General features: G+C 70.3%; 19 protein-coding genes and 2 pseudogenes. 11 read left to right on the top strand and 10 right to left on the bottom strand.

Translation table 11 applies throughout. From position 1 onward, the window contains the following. Window positions 1-9: 9 nt before the first annotated feature. Window positions 10-903 (top strand): amidohydrolase family protein, encoded by an 894-nt coding sequence (locus IMT31_RS08490; protein ID WP_345357039.1) that lies wholly within the window; start codon window positions 10-12, stop codon window positions 901-903. 215 nt (window positions 904-1,118) lie between these two features. On the opposite strand, the gene IMT31_RS08485 is transcribed toward IMT31_RS08490, so the two are convergent. After that, on the bottom strand, window positions 1,119-1,610 hold the full coding sequence (locus tag IMT31_RS08485) for an aminoacyl-tRNA deacylase (protein WP_413542445.1): 492 nt from the start codon (window positions 1,608-1,610) through the stop codon (window positions 1,119-1,121). Window positions 1,611-1,645: 35 nt separating this feature from the next. Between IMT31_RS08485 and IMT31_RS08480 the strand changes: the two genes are divergently transcribed. Next, complete coding sequence (locus tag IMT31_RS08480) at window positions 1,646-2,176, top strand: DinB family protein (protein WP_413542444.1); 531 nt, start codon at window positions 1,646-1,648, stop codon at window positions 2,174-2,176. Between the two features lies 1 nt (window position 2,177). Here IMT31_RS08480 and IMT31_RS08475 read toward each other — a convergent pair whose 3' ends face one another. Continuing rightward, entirely contained in the window at window positions 2,178-2,639 is a 462-nt protein-coding gene (locus tag IMT31_RS08475) for a DoxX family protein (RefSeq protein ID WP_413542443.1), read from the bottom strand. Window positions 2,640-2,859: 220 nt separating this feature from the next. Between IMT31_RS08475 and IMT31_RS08470 the strand changes: the two genes are divergently transcribed. Continuing rightward, entirely contained in the window at window positions 2,860-4,236 is a 1,377-nt protein-coding gene (locus IMT31_RS08470) for an NAD-dependent succinate-semialdehyde dehydrogenase (RefSeq protein ID WP_413542442.1), read from the top strand. 33 nt (window positions 4,237-4,269) lie between these two features. On the opposite strand, the gene IMT31_RS08465 is transcribed toward IMT31_RS08470, so the two are convergent. Further along, window positions 4,270-4,680, bottom strand: a complete 411-nt coding sequence (locus IMT31_RS08465; RefSeq protein WP_345357024.1) for a hypothetical protein — start codon at window positions 4,678-4,680, stop codon at window positions 4,270-4,272. Window positions 4,681-4,754: 74 nt separating this feature from the next. Between IMT31_RS08465 and IMT31_RS08460 the strand changes: the two genes are divergently transcribed. Further along, a complete protein-coding gene (locus tag IMT31_RS08460; protein ID WP_413542441.1) occupies window positions 4,755-6,209 on the top strand; it encodes a benzaldehyde dehydrogenase in 1,455 nt (484 codons plus the stop codon). 7 nt (window positions 6,210-6,216) lie between these two features. Here the strand turns inward: IMT31_RS08460 and IMT31_RS08455 are convergent, their stop codons facing one another. Beyond that, window positions 6,217-6,972 carry a GTP pyrophosphokinase family protein gene (locus IMT31_RS08455; RefSeq protein ID WP_413542440.1) on the bottom strand — a complete coding sequence of 252 codons (756 nt, stop codon included), beginning with the start codon at window positions 6,970-6,972 and terminating at the stop codon, window positions 6,217-6,219. A 221-nt stretch (window positions 6,973-7,193) separates the two neighbouring features. On the opposite strand from IMT31_RS08455, the gene IMT31_RS08450 reads away from it, so the two are divergent. After that, the gene (locus IMT31_RS08450) at window positions 7,194-7,904 is read left to right on the top strand and encodes a DUF899 domain-containing protein (RefSeq protein WP_413542439.1); all 711 of its coding nucleotides are present in this window, start codon (window positions 7,194-7,196) and stop codon (window positions 7,902-7,904) included. A gap of 10 nt (window positions 7,905-7,914) precedes the next feature. On the opposite strand, the gene IMT31_RS08445 is transcribed toward IMT31_RS08450, so the two are convergent. Next, complete coding sequence (locus IMT31_RS08445; RefSeq protein ID WP_413542438.1) at window positions 7,915-8,622, bottom strand: VOC family protein; 708 nt, start codon at window positions 8,620-8,622, stop codon at window positions 7,915-7,917. A gap of 189 nt (window positions 8,623-8,811) precedes the next feature. Here IMT31_RS08445 and IMT31_RS08440 point away from each other — a divergent pair, with 189 nt between their 5' ends. Genes IMT31_RS08440 through IMT31_RS08430 form a run of 3 tightly spaced genes read left to right on the top strand, consistent with a single transcriptional unit; the run spans window position 8,812 to window position 11,313 of the window. Beyond that, the gene (locus IMT31_RS08440; RefSeq protein WP_413542437.1) at window positions 8,812-9,258 is read left to right on the top strand and encodes a YciI family protein; all 447 of its coding nucleotides are present in this window, start codon (window positions 8,812-8,814) and stop codon (window positions 9,256-9,258) included. 27 nt (window positions 9,259-9,285) lie between these two features. Beyond that, the gene (locus IMT31_RS08435) at window positions 9,286-10,578 is read left to right on the top strand and encodes an RNA polymerase sigma factor (RefSeq protein ID WP_413542436.1); all 1,293 of its coding nucleotides are present in this window, start codon (window positions 9,286-9,288) and stop codon (window positions 10,576-10,578) included. Continuing rightward, on the top strand, window positions 10,579-11,313 hold the full coding sequence (locus tag IMT31_RS08430) for a phosphoribosyltransferase (RefSeq protein ID WP_413542435.1): 735 nt from the start codon (window positions 10,579-10,581) through the stop codon (window positions 11,311-11,313). Here IMT31_RS08430 and IMT31_RS08425 read toward each other — a convergent pair. Then, entirely contained in the window at window positions 11,291-12,346 is a 1,056-nt protein-coding gene (locus IMT31_RS08425) for an alpha/beta fold hydrolase (protein ID WP_413542434.1), read from the bottom strand. The genes IMT31_RS08430 and IMT31_RS08425 overlap by 23 nt on opposite strands. A 52-nt stretch (window positions 12,347-12,398) precedes the next feature. On the opposite strand from IMT31_RS08425, the gene IMT31_RS08420 reads away from it, so the two are divergent. The 3 genes from IMT31_RS08420 to IMT31_RS08410 all read left to right on the top strand — a co-directional run bounded on the left by IMT31_RS08420 (window position 12,399) and on the right by IMT31_RS08410 (window position 14,297). After that, window positions 12,399-12,998 (top strand): TetR/AcrR family transcriptional regulator, encoded by a 600-nt coding sequence (locus tag IMT31_RS08420; protein WP_413542433.1) that lies wholly within the window; start codon window positions 12,399-12,401, stop codon window positions 12,996-12,998. A gap of 114 nt (window positions 12,999-13,112) precedes the next feature. Continuing rightward, entirely contained in the window at window positions 13,113-13,685 is a 573-nt protein-coding gene (locus IMT31_RS08415; RefSeq protein WP_413542432.1) for a dihydrofolate reductase family protein, read from the top strand. Window positions 13,686-13,721: 36 nt separating this feature from the next. Then, window positions 13,722-14,297: a dihydrofolate reductase family protein gene (locus IMT31_RS08410; RefSeq protein ID WP_413542431.1), complete on the top strand. Its 576-nt coding sequence runs from the start codon at window positions 13,722-13,724 to the stop codon at window positions 14,295-14,297. 63 nt (window positions 14,298-14,360) lie between these two features. On the opposite strand, the gene IMT31_RS08405 is transcribed toward IMT31_RS08410, so the two are convergent. The 4 genes and pseudogenes from IMT31_RS08405 to IMT31_RS08390 form a co-directional block, all read right to left on the bottom strand. Next, window positions 14,361-14,711 (bottom strand): branched-chain amino acid transporter permease, encoded by a 351-nt coding sequence (locus IMT31_RS08405; protein ID WP_413542430.1) that lies wholly within the window; start codon window positions 14,709-14,711, stop codon window positions 14,361-14,363. Next, window positions 14,704-15,426 carry an AzlC family ABC transporter permease gene (locus tag IMT31_RS08400; RefSeq protein ID WP_413542429.1) on the bottom strand — a complete coding sequence of 241 codons (723 nt, stop codon included), beginning with the start codon at window positions 15,424-15,426 and terminating at the stop codon, window positions 14,704-14,706. The genes IMT31_RS08405 and IMT31_RS08400 overlap by 8 nt, the downstream gene beginning before the upstream one ends. Before the next feature lie 144 nt (window positions 15,427-15,570). After that, a pseudogene (locus tag IMT31_RS08395) lies at window positions 15,571-15,840 on the bottom strand (integrase core domain-containing protein); the annotation flags it as partial. Between the two features lie 444 nt (window positions 15,841-16,284). Continuing rightward, window positions 16,285-16,563, bottom strand: a pseudogene (locus IMT31_RS08390) (recombinase family protein); the annotation flags it as partial. Between the last annotated feature and the right edge of the window lie 238 nt (window positions 16,564-16,801).

Genomic DNA, 16,801 nt, shown 5'->3' with positions numbered 1-16,801 from the left:
AGTGCCACCGTGACCCAGATCCCTGCACCCCGCACCGACGAGGAGATCCGTCCCTACCTGCAGCGGCTGGGGCTCCCCGGCCTGATCGATCTGCACGTGCACTTCATGCCCCAGAACGTGCTGGACAAGGTGTGGGCGTTCTTTGACGGGGTCGGCGAGAGGGGCACGGTCCCGCCATGGACCATCACCTACCGCACGCCGGAGAGCGAACGGGCCGCCACCCTGCGCCGGATGGGTGTGAGCTCCTACACCACCCTGAACTACGCGCACCGGCCGGGCATGGCCGTCTGGCTCAACGAGTACTCCGCCCGGTTTGCGGCTGACCACCCGGAGGCCATCCACTCCGGCACGTTCTACCCCGAGCCCGGGGTGGAGGATCAGGTGGCCGGGTGCCTGGCGGACGGGGTGAGGGTCTTCAAGGTGCACGTGCAGGTGGGGGGCTTCACCCCGCTGGATCCCCTGCTGGAGCCGGCGTGGGCGCTGATCGAGGAGGCCGGGACACCCGTGGTAATTCACTGCGGCAGCGGGCCCACGCGGGGCGAGCACACCGGTCCGGGTCCCATCCGTCAGCTGTTGGCCCGTCATCCGCGGCTCGTGCTGGTGATCGCCCATGCGGGCCTGCCGGAGTACGAGGAGTTCGCCGCACTGGCCAGCGAGTATCCCGGCGTCCATCTGGACACCACCATGGTGGGGACCTCCTACATGGAGCAGACCTTCCCGCTGCCGAGGGACTTTCCGCAGACCATGGCGGCGCTGGCGGACAAGGTGGTGCTCGGCACCGACTTCCCCAACATCCCCTACCCCTACGCCCACCAGATCCAGGTGCTGGCCGACTGGGGCCTCGGGGACGAGTGGATGCGCAAGGTGCTCTGGGAGAACCCCCGCCGGCTGCTCGGCTGCTGACCTCTCCGGTAGTGCCGGGGCGTCAGGCCCAATACCGTGCGGACGTCCCGGTTCAGGTGCGCCTGGTCCGCGTCGCCGCGTTCCGCGGCCACGTCCGCGATGACGACGGAAGGCTCCTCGTTCCAGATGCCTGGCGGACTTTTCACGGTCCATTGGTCTTTTCACGGGGGAAATCCGCTATGAAATGACCATCGGGGGGTGAATAGTCGCGGGGGTCAGCCCTCGGGGTCGGTGACGTCCGCGAGTTGTGCGCCGAGGACCTCGACGAGTGGGCCGGAGTCCACGGTCACCGCGGCACCCGGCGCCCCGGCGCCGATCGAGACCTGACCCCCGGCGAGGGCGAGGTCCGCGATGACGGGCCAGGCCGTCGTCGCCCCGAAGGGGGTGATGGAGCCTCGCGGGTATCCGGTGACCTCGAGCGCCTCGGCCGCCGAGGGCATGGACAGACGGTTCACGCCGAGCAGGGCGCGCAGCTTGGGCCAGGAGATGCTGCGTCCGCCCGGGACCAGGACGAACAGGTAGTCGCCCTCCCCGCGGCGGACCACCAGGGACTTGATGAGCCGGCCCGGGTCCACGCCCCGGGCTGCGGCGGCCTCGGCCAGGGAGGTGACGGGGCCGTGCTGGGCCAGGGTGTACTCGAGCCCCGCGCCGATGATGGCGGGCAGGCCGGGCGGGGTGAGGTCGTCGAGTTCGGGGTCAGGGGCCACTGTGCCAGCGTATCCGTCTGGTGCAGGATGGAACCATGACCACTCAGCCCCCGCCCCCCGTTCCCGGGGATGACCGCGATTGGACCTTCGTCATCACCGAGGGGTGCGCGGAGTGCGGCTTCCGACCCCTCGACCGGGAGGATCTGGCCGACTGGTTCGCGGCGCAGTCCAACCGCTGGCGGGACGTGCTGACCCGGCCCACTGTGGGCGAGCGGCCCAGGGCGCAGGTGTGGTCCCCGCTGGAGTACGGCCGGCACGTGCAGGACATGCTCGCCGTGTTGGCCGAGCGGATCGAGGCGATGCTCGGCCTGGACACGCCGATGCTGGCCGACTGGGACGGAGACGCCAAGGCCGTGGAACTGGAGTACTGGAACGCCGACCCGATGCAGACGCTGAGCGAGTTGCAGGGTTCAGCGGTGCACGTGGGCGGGATTCTGCGGAGTGTGTCCGGAGAGGACTGGGAGCGTGCGGGCCTGCGCTCGGACGGGATGTCCTTCACGGTGACCACCATGAGCCAGTACATCGCGCATGAGATGCAGCATCACCTGCACGACGTCGGCGCCTGAGTCAGGCCTGGACCGCACCCTTCCGGCGTCCGGCGATGAGGGCGTCGAGGCTGATGCGGCCGGGGCCCACGAGGGCGAAGACCAGGGCGGCCAGGCCGATCACGGCCACCAGCTCCCAACCGTTGCCGGCCACGAACACGCCATGTGGGGCGTGCACGAACAGCACGGCGCCGAGCATGTTCAGTGCCACCAGGAGGCCGGCCACCGTGGTGAACAGCCCGAGGATCAGCAGGATGCCGCCACCGAGCTCGACGATCGAGGCGATCAGGGCCGAGGCCGGCGGGGCCGGGACGCCCATCTCCTCAAAGCTGGCCGTGGTGCCGGTGATGCCCCACTCCGTGAACTTCTGCCAGCCGTGGGCCACCAGGACCACACCGAGGATCACGCGGGTGATCAGCAGCCCCCACTCACGGGCGGGTGCGGGTGCGGGCATCAGTCGGGAGTCGGTGGGGGCGGTGCTCATGAGCGTGGCCTTTCGGGAGGGTCCGTGCGCACCGGGCGGTGGCACGAAGCACCACTGTGGCCACAAATAGTTGATGCGTCAAGTGTATGACCCTGGTCATGAGAGGTCCCCTCCGGAATCCCGGGAACAGGGAGTCGGCGGGTTTCGCCGCATGCGAAGTCCGAGAACGGGGGGCCTCGATGGCTTGGCAGGATCGGCCACGGCCGGCAGGGTGGGGGGCATGGCTACCTACACGACCACCAACCCGACCACCGGCGCCACCGAGCGAGAGTTCCCGACCCTGGAGGAGTCCGGAGTGCAGGAGGTTCTGAGCCGCTCCGATGCGGCCTTCCCGGCATGGCGCTCGCGGACCCCGCAGGAACGGGCCGAGCTGCTCACCCGGGTGGCGGACGCCTACAGGGCCCGGGCCGAGGAGCTCGGACGGCTCATCGCCACGGAGATGGGAAAGCCCCTCGCCGAGGCCATCGGTGAGGCCAAGCTGGCCGGAAAGATCTACCGCTGGTACGCCGAGCATGGGCCCGAACTGCTGCAGCCCGAGACGCTCGATCCCCAGGGGGCGCAGGAGTCCCTCGTCACCACGGAACCCGTCGGCCCCCTGGTCGGCGTCATGCCCTGGAACTACCCGTACTACCAGGTCGCCCGCTTCGCCGCCCCGAATCTGATGGCCGGCAACACGGTCATCCTGAAGCACGCGGAGATCTGTGCCGGCTCCGCGGAGGTCATGGAGGAGATCTTCCACGGCGCCGGAGTGCCAGAGGACGCGTACATCAACGTCTTCGCCGACCATGATCAGGTGGCGGCCATGATCGCCGATCCCCGGGTCCACGGGGTGTCCCTGACGGGCAGTGAGCGGGCTGGTGCCGCCGTGGCCGAGACCGCTGGCAAGAACCTGAAGAAGTCCGTGTTGGAGCTCGGCGGCTCCGATGCCTTCATCGTGTTGGCGGACGCTGACCTGCAGGACGTGGCCGGAACCGCCGCCGGGGCCAGGCTCTCCAACGCCGGCCAGGCCTGCAACTCCCCCAAGCGGATGATCGTCCCGACCGCGGCGCTGCCGGACTTCGTGGCCACCCTGACGGCCGCCTTCAGTGAGGCGGTGGTGGGAGACCCCCTCGACCCGGGCGTGGATGTCGGCCCGCTGTCCTCCGTGAAGGCCCGTGACACGGTGGTGGATCAGGTCAAGCGTGCCGTGGAGCAGGGCGCCGTCCTCCATGTGGGTGGAGAGCCGCTGGAGGGGGACGGGGCGTTCATGCGGCCCGCGGTCCTCACCGGCATCACCCCGGAGATGGACGCCTACTCCGAGGAGATCTTCGGGCCTGTGGCCATGGTCTACGGGGCCGACTCAGAGGAGGACGCGGTGCGGCTGGCCAATGACGTGAGCTTCGGGCTGAGCGGCTCGGTCTGGGGTTCGGACCTCGAGCGGGCCCAGGAGGTTGCCGACCAGCTGGAGGTCGGAATGGCCTACGTCAATGAGCACGGCACCACACTGCCGGGCCTGCCCTTCGGCGGCGTCAAGCGCTCTGGCTTCGGCCGGGAGCTGGGCCGCTGGGGAATGGGCGAGTTCGTCAACACCCGCCTGCGCCGCACCGCGAGGTCCTGACGCCGAGGTGGCCGGCAGCCGACGCCGGGCGGGTCATCCGGCCCGGTGCCGCACCGCCTTCGCGGACATGACCTCCGCCCCGGTCTGGCGCAGCCGGGACTGCAGCTCCCGATCTGCGGTGGCCACCACCACCCCGGCGCCGGACTCCACCTCGCGGCGGGCCACGGCCACGATCTCGTCGTCGCCCTCCCCCGGGGCCTCGACCACCTCGACCCCGGACACCGGGCCGACCCCTCTTGCCTGGCCCTCGGTGACCAGCACGATCCGGTGCGGTGCCCCGTCCGGCGGGTGGCCGGCGCCGGACGGCCCCGGGGCCTGGGCGGCCACGAGCGCCAGGTGGTCCCGCAGGAGCACCGTGGCCGCGCGCCGGTCCCGCCACCATCCGTCCGGGACGGAACCCACCACATTGGCGGCGTCCACCACGAGCACGAGCGTTGATCCCATGCTGCCATTCTCCCAGTGCGGCACGCCGGCCGCGATGGGTAGGGTTGGTGGTACCCCCACCCTGAAGGAGTGCCATGACCTTTCTTGAACCATCCGTCTGGGACGGCAAGATCTACACCGACCGCTGGACCACGGGCTCGGCAGGCACCGTGGACGTGGTGGAGCCGGCCACGGGAACGGTGCTGGGCACAGCCGGCATGGCCTCCGGTGAGGACGTGTTCGCCGCGGCCACTCGTGCCGCGAAGGCCCAGAGGCAGTGGGCGGCCACGAAGCCCGAGGAGCGTGCGGCGGTGCTGCGCCGGGCCGGTCAGGTCTTCGAGGACCACGTTCAGGAGCTGAACACCTGGATCCAGCGCGAGACCGGGGCCATTGCCCCCAAGGCCGCCATGGAGACCCATGTGGCGGCCAACGAGTGCTTCGACTCCGCCGGACTGCCGCACCACCCGGCCGGCGAGGTGCTGACCTCGGACGCAGACCACTGGTCCTTCGCGCGGCGGGTGCCGGCCGGAGTGGTGGGCGTGATCTCCCCCTTCAACTTCCCCCTGATCCTCTCCATCCGGTCAGTGGCGCCGGCCCTGGCGCTGGGCAACGCGGTGATCCTCAAGCCGGACCCCCGCACGCCCGTCTCCGGTGGAGTGATGATCATGCGGGCCTTCGAGGAGGCCGGCCTGCCGGCCGGGGTCCTCCAGCTGCTGACCGGCGGGACTGACGCCGGTGCCGCGCTGTCCGAGGCGCCCGAGGTCCGGGTGGTCTCCTTCACCGGGTCCACGGCGGCCGGCCGGAAGGTCGGGGAGGCCTGCGGCCGCAACCTCAAGCGTGCCCACCTGGAACTCGGGGGCAACAATGCCCTCGTGGTGCTGCCCGGTGCGGACGTGGCCGCTGCGGCCAGTGCCGGGGCCTTCGGATCCTTCATGCATCAGGGCCAGGTCTGCATGACCAGCGGACGCCACCTGGTCCACGAGTCCCTCAAGGACGAGTACGTGGCCGCACTGCGGGAGAAGGCCGAACACCTCCCCGTGGGGGACCCCACCGGAGAGGTGGCCCTCGGACCGATCATCGATGAGCGGCAGCGGGACAACGTGGATCGGATCGTGCGCGGGGCCAAGGACGCCGGTGCCTCGATCGAGGCCGGCGGCACCTTTGAGAACCTCTTCTATGCACCCACGGTGCTCACCGACCTGACCCCGGAGAACCCGGCGTGGGCCGAGGAGATCTTCGGACCGGTGGCCCCGGTGATGTCCTTCTCCACTGTCGAGGAGGCCGCCGAGCTCATCAACGCCAGCGAATATGCGCTCTCCCTGGGCATCCTCGGTGACGTGGGCCAGGCCATGAGACTCACCGACCTGGTGGACGCCGGCAAGGTGCACATCAACGAACAGACCGTGGCGGATGAGTCCAACGCGCCCATGGGCGGGATGAAGGCCTCCGGCAACGGGGCCCGCTTCGGCGGCTACACCGCGAACATCGAGGCCTTCACCGAGGTCCAGTGGCTCACCATGCGTCCGGAGATCGCCCCCTACCCGTTCTAGGTCTGTTCTAGGCCACCAGCGTCGGGCCAGCTCCGGGTCCGGGAGACCCGGGCTGGCCATGGACGCGGTGGTGCAGCCGTTCCATGCGCCGGTCCAGGTCATCGGCGGCCTGCGCCGCCTCCTTGAGCTCGTCCACGACGTCGGCCGGCACCTCGCCGTCGTACTTGTACTTGATCTTGTGGTCCAGTGAGGCCCAGAAGTCCATGGCGATGGTGCGGAACTGGACCTCCACCGGTATCAGGATGACTCCCGTGGAGAGGTACACGGGGACTCGGACGGTGGCGTGCAGTGAGGAGTACCCGTTGGCCTTGGGGTGGGCGATGTAGTCCTTCACGGAGACCACCTCCACGTCCTGACGCTCGGTGAACAGGTCGAAGACCCGGTAGGCGTCCCGCCGGAAGCTGCAGGTCACGCGAGTGCCGGCGATGTCCAGGATCTCCCGGCGCCAGACTCCCAGGTCCATCGGCAGCCCACGGCGGTTGGCCTTGCCCACCAGGGAGTCCAAGGTCTTCAGGCGCGTGGAGACGTGTTCGATCGGGTTGTAGTCGTGCAGGTGCAGGAACTCGTCCTGCAGGATGTGCATCTTCGTCTCCACCTCGCGCAAGGCGAACTCGTACTCCAGCGTGAGTTGGCGGAAGTCCGCTCCGATGCCGGCCAGCCGCCGAGCGAGATCCGATGGCATGGTGCTCAGGTCCATCCCGGTCTCGGTGCCCAGCCGTTCGAGGTCGGTGGAGGGCGCGGTCGGTCTGGGGGAGTCGTCCATACCCACCATTCTCCCCGAGCCGCCTGTCAGCGGGCCGAACCAGTGCTGGACGCCGGCTGTGACGATGCTGCCTGCCGAACCGATGGTGGATACCGAGGGGTGGTCACTGTGGATCACATCACCGCAGTTTCGGAGGCGACGCCGCCCCCGTGACGGTCCTACCGTGGAGGCACCCACGCAGGGTCCTGCAACCGCGGACCTGATCCCTTCGGAGGAACGCCATGACCGCCACCGACCTGTCCCACTACGATCCGGCCCCAGCCACCCCGCCCGTCGTCGACCAGCAGACGTGGCAGGCCGAGATGGAGGATCTGCGCCGACGCGAGAAGGCGGTCACCCGTGAGCTCGACGCCCTCTCCGCGCAGCGCCGGCGCCTGCCCATGGTGAAGATGCCCGACTACACGCTCGAGGGCGCCTTCGGCCCGGTGCGCCTGGTGGACCTCTTCGACGGCAGGCACCAGTTGATCGTCTACAGCCACATGTGGCATCCCGGCGCCGAGTTCCAGTGCGGCGGATGCACGTTCTTCTCCTCCCAGTTCGCCCGGCTGGAGTACCTCGGGAACTACGACGCGCGCTTCGTGGTGGTGACCCAGGGCCCCATCGACGAGGCGCTCGCGTACCGGCGCCGGGTGGGGAACCCGATGAGCTGGTACTCCACCGCCGAGAGCAGCTTCGGCGCGGACGTGGGTGCCCCGCCGGATGCCGGATACGCCCTCAACGTCTTCCTGCGGGACGGTGAGGACGTCTACCGGACCTGGCATACGGACGGGCGCGGCCTGGAGCAGCTCTCCTACGTGTTCGGTCTCATGGATGTCCTGCCCTACGGCCGGCAGGAGGACTGGCAGGATTCCCCGGACGGCTGGCCCGGCGGCGAGGCCGGGCGCGGGTGGCCGGAATCGGAGGACGTTGCCGGTTGGTATGGGGACTCCTGATCCCGTCGCGTCAGGCGTAGGGGGCCAGGATGCAGAACTCGTTGCCCGAGGGATCGGACCAGGTGGACCAGGGCCAGTCCGGGTTGTCGGTGAGCAGCTGAGCTCCCAGATCCCGCAGGCGGGAGGTCACCGCGCCGTCGTCCGGACCGGGCCGCACGTCCAGGTGCATCCGGTTCTTCCCGCGCTTGGCCCCGGACTCCGTGAGGAACTCCAACAGCGGGCCCGTCCCCGAGGGGTGCCGCAGCGAGGCCTCCGCCACGCCCTGGACGCGCTCCCAGCCGGTGGCCACCGCCCAGAAGTCCGCGTCCCGGCTCGGGTCATCTCCCTCCAGGATCAGGGAGGTGAGGACCCCGGTGCCGCGGTAGGCCTCCCGCTCGTCCATGACGCAGAACGTGTTGCCCTCGGGGTCCGCCAGGACCACCCACGGCACGTCCCCCTGGCCGATGTCCGTGCGCGTGGCGCCCAGGCCGAGCAGGCGTTCCACGGTCTCCCGTTGATGCGGCCCGCCGGTCAGGTCCGGGTGCACCCGGGACTTGACGGCAGAGGGGTCCGGGACCCGCTCGAAGCAGAGGTCCAGGAACCGGCCTGCCGGAAGGTGGAGGCGGATCTCCACGAGGTCCTCTTCCTCGGTGACGGTCTTCGCCCCCAGGGCAGCCGCCCAGAAGGCCGCCAGCCGGTGCGGGTCGAGGGAGTCGATGTTCAGGTTCTCCAGTCGCATCGCTCCGGTGTATCAACCCCGGAGCGGACCGGGCAAGGGGTGGCCGAGGTCTCGCCCTGGCGGGCTGTGGGCCGTAGCGTCGGAGCAGGAGCACGAAAACTTTCCATCCCGGTGTCGATCCAGCCGGATCCCAGGCGACGGAGGGGTAGGAGGGCGCACCTGGCGCCCTGCCGAACCGAGGAGAACACCATGAAGTACATGCTCATCATGCGGTCCACCCAGGCGGCCCTGGAGGCCTCGAAGGAGGCTGACTTCGAGGAGATCATCAACCAGATGGGCGCCTACAACGAGGCGATGCTGAAGGCCGGGGTCATGATCGGCGGGGACGGGCTGGCGGACGCGAAGGAGGAGGCCAACTTCATCGTCGACTTCGACCAGGACCCGCCGCTGATCACCGACGGCCCCTACGGGGAGACCCATGAGCTGTTCAGCGGCTTCTGGCTGATCGAGGTTCCCACCAAGGAGGACGCCATCGAGTGGGCCAGCCGCTGTCCGCTGGGCCCCGGCTCCAAGCTGGAGGTCCGCCGCGTGACCGGCGAGGAGGACTTCGCCGACTTCCAGGACAACGAGTACATCCAGAAGGAGGCCAGCTGGCGCGAGGAGGAAGAGGTCCGGCGCAGCGCGGGGACGGCCTGAGTGGCCGAGGGCCGAGGGAGGCGAAGGGTGGACGGCACGGCGGCGGTCCGGCGCCGGCTCGAAGCGGTCTGGCGCATCGAGTCGGCCCAGATCGTGGCCGCGTTGGCGCGCGTGACCGGGGACCTCGGGCTCGCCGAGGACGCCGCGCAGGAGGCCGTGTCCGCCGCCCTGAGACAGTGGCCGGCCGAGGGGATCCCCCGCAGCCCGGGCGCGTGGCTGATGGCGGTGGCCCGGCGCCGGGCCGTGGACGCCTGGCGGCGGGATGAGCGGCTGCAGCAGAAGGTCCGGTTGCTGGCCCGGGACGCTGAGGACCCCGCGGGCCCCTGGGGTGCGCCGGGGGCGGGCGCCGACTGGGAGCCGGTTCAGGACGACGTGCTGCGGCTGGTCTTCGTGGCCTGCCACCCCGTGCTCTCCCGCGAGGCCCGGGTGGCGCTGACGCTGCGCGTGGTCGCCGGCCTCACCACCGAGGAGATCGCCCGCCTGTTCCTGGTGCCCGTGGCCACCGTCCAGCAGCGGATCGTGCGGGCCAAGCGCACGCTGGCGGAGGCGCGGGTGCCCTTCGAGGTCCCGGAGCGCGAGGAGTGGGGGCCGCGGCTGGGCACGGTGCTCGGGGTGGTCTACCTGCTCTTCACGGAGGGCTACGCCGCCACCACGGGGCAGCGGTGGATCCGCCGCGAGCTGGCCGAGGAGGCCCTGCGCCTCGGCCGCATCCTGGCCGGGCTCGTCCCCCGGGAGCCGGAGGTCCACGCGCTTGCCGCGCTGATGGAGCTGCAGGCCTCGCACTTCCCGGCGCGCACCGCCGCGGACGGCGCGCCCATCCTGCTCGCGGACCAGGACCGCACCCGCTGGGACCGGTCCCGCATCCGCCGCGGCCTGCAGTGTCTCGAGCGGGCGGACCGTGAGGCGTCCCGGCGTGGGCGGGGCCGCGGCCCCTATGCCCTGCAGGCCGCCATCGCCGCCGTGCATGCTCAGGCGGAAAGTGTCGAGACCACGGACTGGCCGCGGATCGTGGTGCTCTACGAGGCGCTCTGCCGGCTGGCGCCCAGTCCCGTGGTGGAACTCAACCAGGCCGTGGCCGTCTCCCAGACCACCGGCCCCGAGACCGCCCTGCGGATGGTGGACGGGCTGCGGGAGGAGAAGGCGCTGCGCGGATCCCACCTGCTGCCCTCCGTCCGCGCGGAGCTGCTGGCCCGGTGCGGGCGGGTCGCTGAGGCCCGTGAGGAGTTCCTCATTGCTGCCGAGCTGGCGCGCAACGAGCGGGAGCGCGAGGCGCTCCTGGCCCGCGCCGAGGACCTCGAGATCCAACCGGAGGGGGCGTAGATGGCGGAGTTCACGGACCGGTACGACGCCGGCCGGCAGCTGGCCGCGCTCCTCGCCTCGCGCGGCCGGTCGCCGGTCCCCGGCGCCGGGGGAATCCGGGAGCAACAGGTGACGGCCGGCGTCGGGCCATCCTCAGGAACCACCGTGGTGCTGGGCCTGCCGCGCGGAGGGGTGCCCGTGGCCGAGGTGGTGGCGCGGGAGCTCGGGGCGCCGCTGGACGTCATCATGGTCCGCAAGCTGGGCGTGCCCGTGCACCCGGAGTTGGCGATGGGCGCGATCGGGGAGGGCGGGCTGCGAGTGCTGGACGAGTCGATCGTGCGGCACTTCGCCGTGGCGGAGGCCGAGCTGGCCGAGGTGCAGGCGCGGGAGGAGGCGACCCTGGCCCGGCGGGCTGAGCTGTTCCGGGCGGGGCGGCCGCCCCTGGACCTGCGGGGTGCCACGGCCGTGCTCGTGGATGACGGCATGGCCACCGGGGCCACCGCCCGCGTGGCATGCCAGGCGGCACGGCGGCTCGGGGCGGAGCGGGTGGTGTTGGCGGTCCCCGTGGCCGCGCGGGAGACGGTGGAGCGGTTCCGGGCCGACGGCGACGCGGACGAGGTGGTGGCGGTGGCCACCCCGCGCCACTTCCGCTCCGTGGGGGAACACTATGCGGACTTCGCCGCGGTGGAGGACGGCACCGTGGCGGCCATCCTGCGTCGATTCCAGCGGCCTCCTACGGGCGGTCGTGCGCGGTGAAGAAGTCCAGGAGTACCGGCTCCAGCTCGCCGGCCGCCTGCATGGGCAGGGAGTGCGTGGTCTCGGGCCACACCCTGACCGTGGCCTGCGGCAGGGACTGCGCGCGTTCCACCGCCGCGGGGCCCCCGGCCAGGGAGTCCTCGGCGGCGATCGCCACGTAGACCGGCATGGTCAACCGCTCCAGCTGCTCGTCGGCGAGCGGAGTGGGTTGGGGCAGGGCCGCGCTGTAGTGCTCGGTGGCGGCGGCGACCATCCGAACCATGGGTTCGTCGCTGTTCGCCGCCTCCTCGCTGTCCGCGCCGCCGACCCTCTCCAGGGCGGTGTCCCTCCATGCTTCAGGGAGGCCCGGGAGGGAGACGACGGAGGCCCACCACAGCATCTGTGCGCTTGGAGGGGCGAGCGTGAAGGCCGGCTCGAGCAGAGTGAGGGATGCCGTGCGCTCGGGGAACCGGAGAGCATAGGCGGAGGCCACGGCGCCGCCGAAGGAGTGGCCGATCAGGTGGACGCCGTCCGGGGCGAGCTCCTGCACCACCTGGTCCATCGGTCCGGCCTGATCGGCGAAGTCCTCGAAGGGGGCGGACTGCACGGACAATCCCGAGTCTCCCAGGGCGTCGAACGCCAGCACGCGGCGTTCCTCGGTGAGGTTCTCGAGGTTGTCCATCCACATGGGCACGCCGGAGGCCCGGCCGGGTGCCAGCAGGATCGGGGTGTCTCCCCTGTTCTCGGGCGTGGCCCACTCGTAGACGCGAATGGTGCCGTGGCTGGTGGGGACGTCATGGGTGTCCGTGGGCTCCGGCAACCGCTCCATGGAGTCCTCGTAGGCCGACAGGTAGTCGCTGCGCCCCTCGGCGCTGCGGAAGTGGCCGACCCCGGGCGGCCCGGCGAAGAAGTTCCACGTGGCCACCAGCCCGAGCACGGCGAACAATGCCACGAGGATCCGGCCCAGCCAGAGCAGGCGGGGGCGCCAGCGGCCACGGCGGGTACGTGCCTCGTTCCGGTCGCTGTCCCGGGGATGACGCTGATTCCGTTGCAATACGAACATACTGCAATGGTGTTACAAGTTGTTCGTACTGTAAAGTGGCGGGATGCCGAGGATCGTCGATCACGCCCAGCGCCGCGAGGAGATCGTCCTGGGGTTGTGGCAGGTCATCCACGAACGGGGGATCGACGGCGTCTCCTTCCGCACGGTGGCGGAGGCCGCCGGCGTCTCCATCGGGAGGGTCCAGCACTACTTCGGAAGCAAGGACGAACTCGTGGTCCACGGCTGCCGGGCGATGGTGGATGCGGCCCAGGCGGACCACGGGCCGAAACCGCTGTCCTCGGGAGGAGGCGCTGCGGCCCGGGACGTGCTGATCGCCTTTCTGGACGCCCCCCTGCCGGAGTCGACGGGTTCCCGGCTGGGTGCTTCGGTCTGGGTGACCTACCAGGCCAAGTCCGTCTCCCACCCGGGTATCGCGCAGGTGGTGGCCGAGGCACTGGCCGGGAGGACTCGGACCGTGGAGGACCTGCTCGTCGCCGCTCGAGGGCCCGGGGCAGCCGCCGGGGCGGAGTCCCGTGCCGAGGCGTTGGCCCTGGCCTCCCTGTCCGAGGGCCTGACCCTGCGCGTGCTGGTCGGCGCCCTGCCGGTGGGCGAGGCCCGGGCGTTGATCCGTGATGCGGTGGACCGGGCCCTGGCCGAGGGCTGAGGCCGACGGGCAGGGGCATGGCGCATCGAGCAGGATCGGATGCGCCACGCGGCCAGTCCCTCCCTAGGCTGGTGGGACGAGGGCCAAGGCCCGCCCCCACCGGAAGGACCCACCGTGCGGATCGTCATCACCCAGAACACCACCCTGGACGGCAGGGTCGAGATGCTGGACGACTGGTTCGACCCGGCGAACCAGGACGAGGAGCTGGCCGCGGAACTGATGCGGCAGACCGAGCAGGAGGAGGTGCTCCTGCTCGGGCGGCAGACCTTCGAGGACTTCCGCGGCTACTGGCCGCAGCAGTCCGAGGACACCACCGGCGTGGCCGCCAGCCTGGACGCGGCGGACAAGCGCGTGGTCTCCTCCACCCTCACCGAGCCCGGCTGGGCCAACACCACCGTCATCCCCGGGGACCCGCTCGAGGCGGTGCGCGCGCTGCGGGAGGAACCGGGGAAGGACGTGATCGTCACGGGCAGCATCACCCTGTGCCACGCCCTGATCGGGGCCGGGCTCGTGGACCTGTACCGGATGTTCGTCTACCCGCACTGGCAGGGCCGGGGCCGCGGGTTCTTCCCCGAGGACCACCCCGGCACCGGGCTGCGCCGGGTGGAGGCCCGGGCCTTCTCCGGAGGGGTGACCTATGCGGCCTACGTGCCGCTCGCGGGCCTCGGCTCCGAGCAGGACGACTGAGGACGACAGAGGACGACTGAGGATACGAGGCACACCGTGGGACAGCTGATCTACTCCGGCATCGGATCCCTGGACGGCTACATCGCCGATCCGGACGGTGACTTCTCCTGGGCCGAGCCGGACGAGGAGGTCCACCAGTACGCCAACGACATGCTGCTCGGCGTGGACCTGCACCTCTACGGCCGGACCACCTATGACCTGATGACCGTGTGGGAGACGGATCCGGACTTCGCCGCGGGGTCTCGTCTCTACGCCGAGTTCGCCGAGCGCTGGATGGACGCGGACAAGGTGGTCTACTCCACCACGCTCGGCGAGGTGCCCACCCGGCGGACCCGGGTGGAGCGGGAGTTCGATCCTGACGCCGTGCGGGAGCTGAAGGAGTCCACGCCCGGCGGGATCATGATCGGCGGGCCCACCCTGGCCGCGGCAGCCCTGCGGGCGGGCCTCGTGGACGTGGTGGACCAGGTCCTGCTGCCCATCGTCATCGGCGGCGGGCTGTCCGTCTTTCCCGACGGCGTCCGGCTGGGTCTCGAGCTCGAGGCCGAGCGCCGCTTCGCCTGCGGGGCGGTGGCAGTGCGGCACCGGGTGACGGGCTCCGTCCCCCCGAACTGAGTCGCGGGAATTACCCCTGATGCGCTGGAACCAGGGGCAATTCCTGCAACTCGGATGTGGGGGTCAGAGCAGATTGACGAGCAACACGAAGGTCAGTGTGCCCAGGCCGATGCTCAGCAGGGTCCGGCGACCGCAGAGCAGGTGCACCGCGATGGTGACCGCGGCCGCGAGGGCGGCGTGGGCCGCCGTCGTCCAGTGGATGCCGGCGTCACTGGTGAAGGTGCCGGTCCAGGTGGAGGCGGCCAGGATGGCCAGGATCCCCACCGGCATCCACAGCCCGAGGGCGAGCACCAGCCTCGACTCGCGCAGGGGCTTGAGGACGGCGAAGGGCGCGGCCCGCAGTGCCACGGTGATGGCGCCGGCGATCACGAGGGCGGCCACCACGTACCAGGAGTCTGACACTGGATCAGGCATCGGTGACCTCCTGCCCGCGTGACCGGGAGAGCGCGTATCGCACGGCCAGGGCCACCACGAACAGCATCATCGCCACGAACAGCGACTGCTCCGGCAGGAGGATATGCGCGGCCGCGAAGCACCCCAGCGCCATAACCAGGGACGGCACCTGCTTCCGCGTCCGGCAGGCATCCAGGGTCAGGGTGATGAACAGGGCCACGAGGGCGAACTCGAGCCCCTCGACCGTCCCGGGCAGGGCGGAGGCGAACAGCACCCCGGCCAGGCCGCCGAAGACCCAGTAGCACTGGAAGGCGAGCTGGGTGGCCAGCAGCCTGGGTGACGTCCAGCCCCGCGGATTGGCCGCGGTGATGGCGTACGCCTCGTCGGTGAGGGCATAGACGGAATACGCTCTCGCCAGCGGGTTGCGCACCACGTGCAGCGGGAAGGAGAACGCGTAGAACACGTGCCGGAAGTTCACCAGCAGGGTGGTCAGGGCGATCGTCGCCAGAGGGGTGGCCGCAGCGATCAACCCCACCAGTAGCAGCTCCACCGAACCGGCGTAGACCGCGATGGACAGGGCCGGGGCCATCCACCACGGCAGCCCGTACTGGATCACCAGGATGCCGAAGGCCACGCCCAGCGGGAACATGCCCAGACCCGCGGGCAGGGACAGCCGGATGCCGAAGGCGATCTCGGCGCGGCGGCCGCGCGGTTCCTCGATCGCCTGACTGGTCATGGATCCATGATCCCCTGAATGGGGCCATTCGGTGGAGTGCGACGTCTTGCAGTCCGGGGGTGAGGTATCCAGTGGTGCCCCGAATGATACTTCTGGGGTCGGGCTGGTATGCGCAAGTGAAGCGCCCTGGGTTTCGTTCCGTGGTTAGACGACAGCGGGCGCGGCCGTCTGTTGTTGAGTGTAGGTGGCCTCGACTTCTGCCGGGGTCCGGTAGCCGAGGTTCTCGTGCAGACGTCGGGTGTTCCACCACTGCACCCAGTCAATCGTGGCCATCTCGACGGCGGTGACCCAGGGCCAGACGCGACGTGAGTGGATGATCTCCGCCTTGTAGAGGCCGTTCACGGCTTCAGCCAGGGCGTTGTCATACGAATCCCCGACGGACCCGACTGACGCGGTGACACCGTAGGCGGCCAGCGCCCGGCGTGACGCCGTCGTCGACGTCGGCCTGCTTCACCCACATCCGCACGGACTCGACCCCGTAACCGAGTTGCGTCGTCCCCCAGCCCGGGGTCGTCTCCACGTACCTGGCCACGCTCGTCCTGCTAGCCACGACTGTGTATCTGCCCTACCTCGGTGCCGCCTTGTCTGGATGCGCCTGACCAACTACAGCGAAGGGCAATCAGTAAGCCGGCCGCGGGACATCACCATGGGCCTCGAAGCTGTCATGCCGGTCACCGTGCCGGTCGCCCGCACGGTCTGATAGCTGCTCCTGGGCCGTTGCCCAACCAGTTCCGCGGGTGGAACCTGTGGCGCGCCTCGAACTTCCTGTCCGGGATCGGGCTGCTGATGGCCGCCTCGGCGCTCAGCTCCCGCCGCTACTCCGCGACCGCTTCGGGGTGCATACGTACCAGCACCTGCTCATCGACGTTGCGCAACCACCTTGTTACCTGCCTCCCGGAGTTCACCGGTGGGTGAGACGTGGCGGTAGAGCGTCTGACGAGTGATGCCCAACTCCTTGCACAGCGCGCTGACGTTGGTGTCCTTCTTGCCCATCGAGGCCATCGCCAGGCGGATCTTGGCCGGGGTCATCTTGTAGGGCCGGCCGCCCTTGCGGCCCCTGGCCCGGGCCGAGGCCAGGCCGGCCTTGGTGCGTTCGGAGATCAGCTCGCGTTCGAACTCGGCCAGGGCGGCGAAGATCCTCGCCTGCACGGAATATCAGAAGGGGTCTGCACCAGTCCGGGGTGCTGTTCGTTCGCTGGGCTGTTGGTTGGCCCAGGGAGTGCGTCCGCCTCGGCAGTTGCGGACAGGGCTCGTCAGCTGCCAGTGATTCCTCATGCACCGCGTCGCTGGGAGGGCCTGCTTCCGAGGAGGGGGCCGTAGGGGGACACCAGTCATCATCCATACCGGTGGTACCGGCACGCCGGGTGCTAGGGTT

Source organism: Citricoccus nitrophenolicus, assembly GCF_047305825.1.
Taxonomy (GTDB): Bacteria; Actinomycetota; Actinomycetes; order Actinomycetales; family Micrococcaceae; genus Citricoccus; species Citricoccus nitrophenolicus.
The sequence above is the reverse complement of the archived record's forward strand: the minus strand, read 5'-3'. Positions and strand labels throughout refer to the sequence as shown.

Coding starts and splice junctions, on each gene's coding strand:
- IMT31_RS08480 (WP_413542444.1), top strand. CDS start 1,646: ATGACCACTCAGCCCCCGCCCCCCGTTCCCGGGGATGACCGCGATTGG.
- IMT31_RS08475 (WP_413542443.1), bottom strand. CDS start 2,639: ATGAGCACCGCCCCCACCGACTCCCGACTGATGCCCGCACCCGCACCC.
- IMT31_RS08470 (WP_413542442.1), top strand. CDS start 2,860: ATGGCTACCTACACGACCACCAACCCGACCACCGGCGCCACCGAGCGA.
- IMT31_RS08465 (WP_345357024.1), bottom strand. CDS start 4,680: ATGGGATCAACGCTCGTGCTCGTGGTGGACGCCGCCAATGTGGTGGGT.
- IMT31_RS08460 (WP_413542441.1), top strand. CDS start 4,755: ATGACCTTTCTTGAACCATCCGTCTGGGACGGCAAGATCTACACCGAC.
- IMT31_RS08455 (WP_413542440.1), bottom strand. CDS start 6,972: ATGGACGACTCCCCCAGACCGACCGCGCCCTCCACCGACCTCGAACGG.
- IMT31_RS08450 (WP_413542439.1), top strand. CDS start 7,194: ATGACCGCCACCGACCTGTCCCACTACGATCCGGCCCCAGCCACCCCG.
- IMT31_RS08445 (WP_413542438.1), bottom strand. CDS start 8,622: ATGCGACTGGAGAACCTGAACATCGACTCCCTCGACCCGCACCGGCTG.
- IMT31_RS08440 (WP_413542437.1), top strand. CDS start 8,812: ATGAAGTACATGCTCATCATGCGGTCCACCCAGGCGGCCCTGGAGGCC.
- IMT31_RS08430 (WP_413542435.1), top strand. CDS start 10,579: ATGGCGGAGTTCACGGACCGGTACGACGCCGGCCGGCAGCTGGCCGCG.
- IMT31_RS08420 (WP_413542433.1), top strand. CDS start 12,399: ATGCCGAGGATCGTCGATCACGCCCAGCGCCGCGAGGAGATCGTCCTG.
- IMT31_RS08405 (WP_413542430.1), bottom strand. CDS start 14,711: ATGCCTGATCCAGTGTCAGACTCCTGGTACGTGGTGGCCGCCCTCGTG.
- IMT31_RS08400 (WP_413542429.1), bottom strand. CDS start 15,426: ATGACCAGTCAGGCGATCGAGGAACCGCGCGGCCGCCGCGCCGAGATC.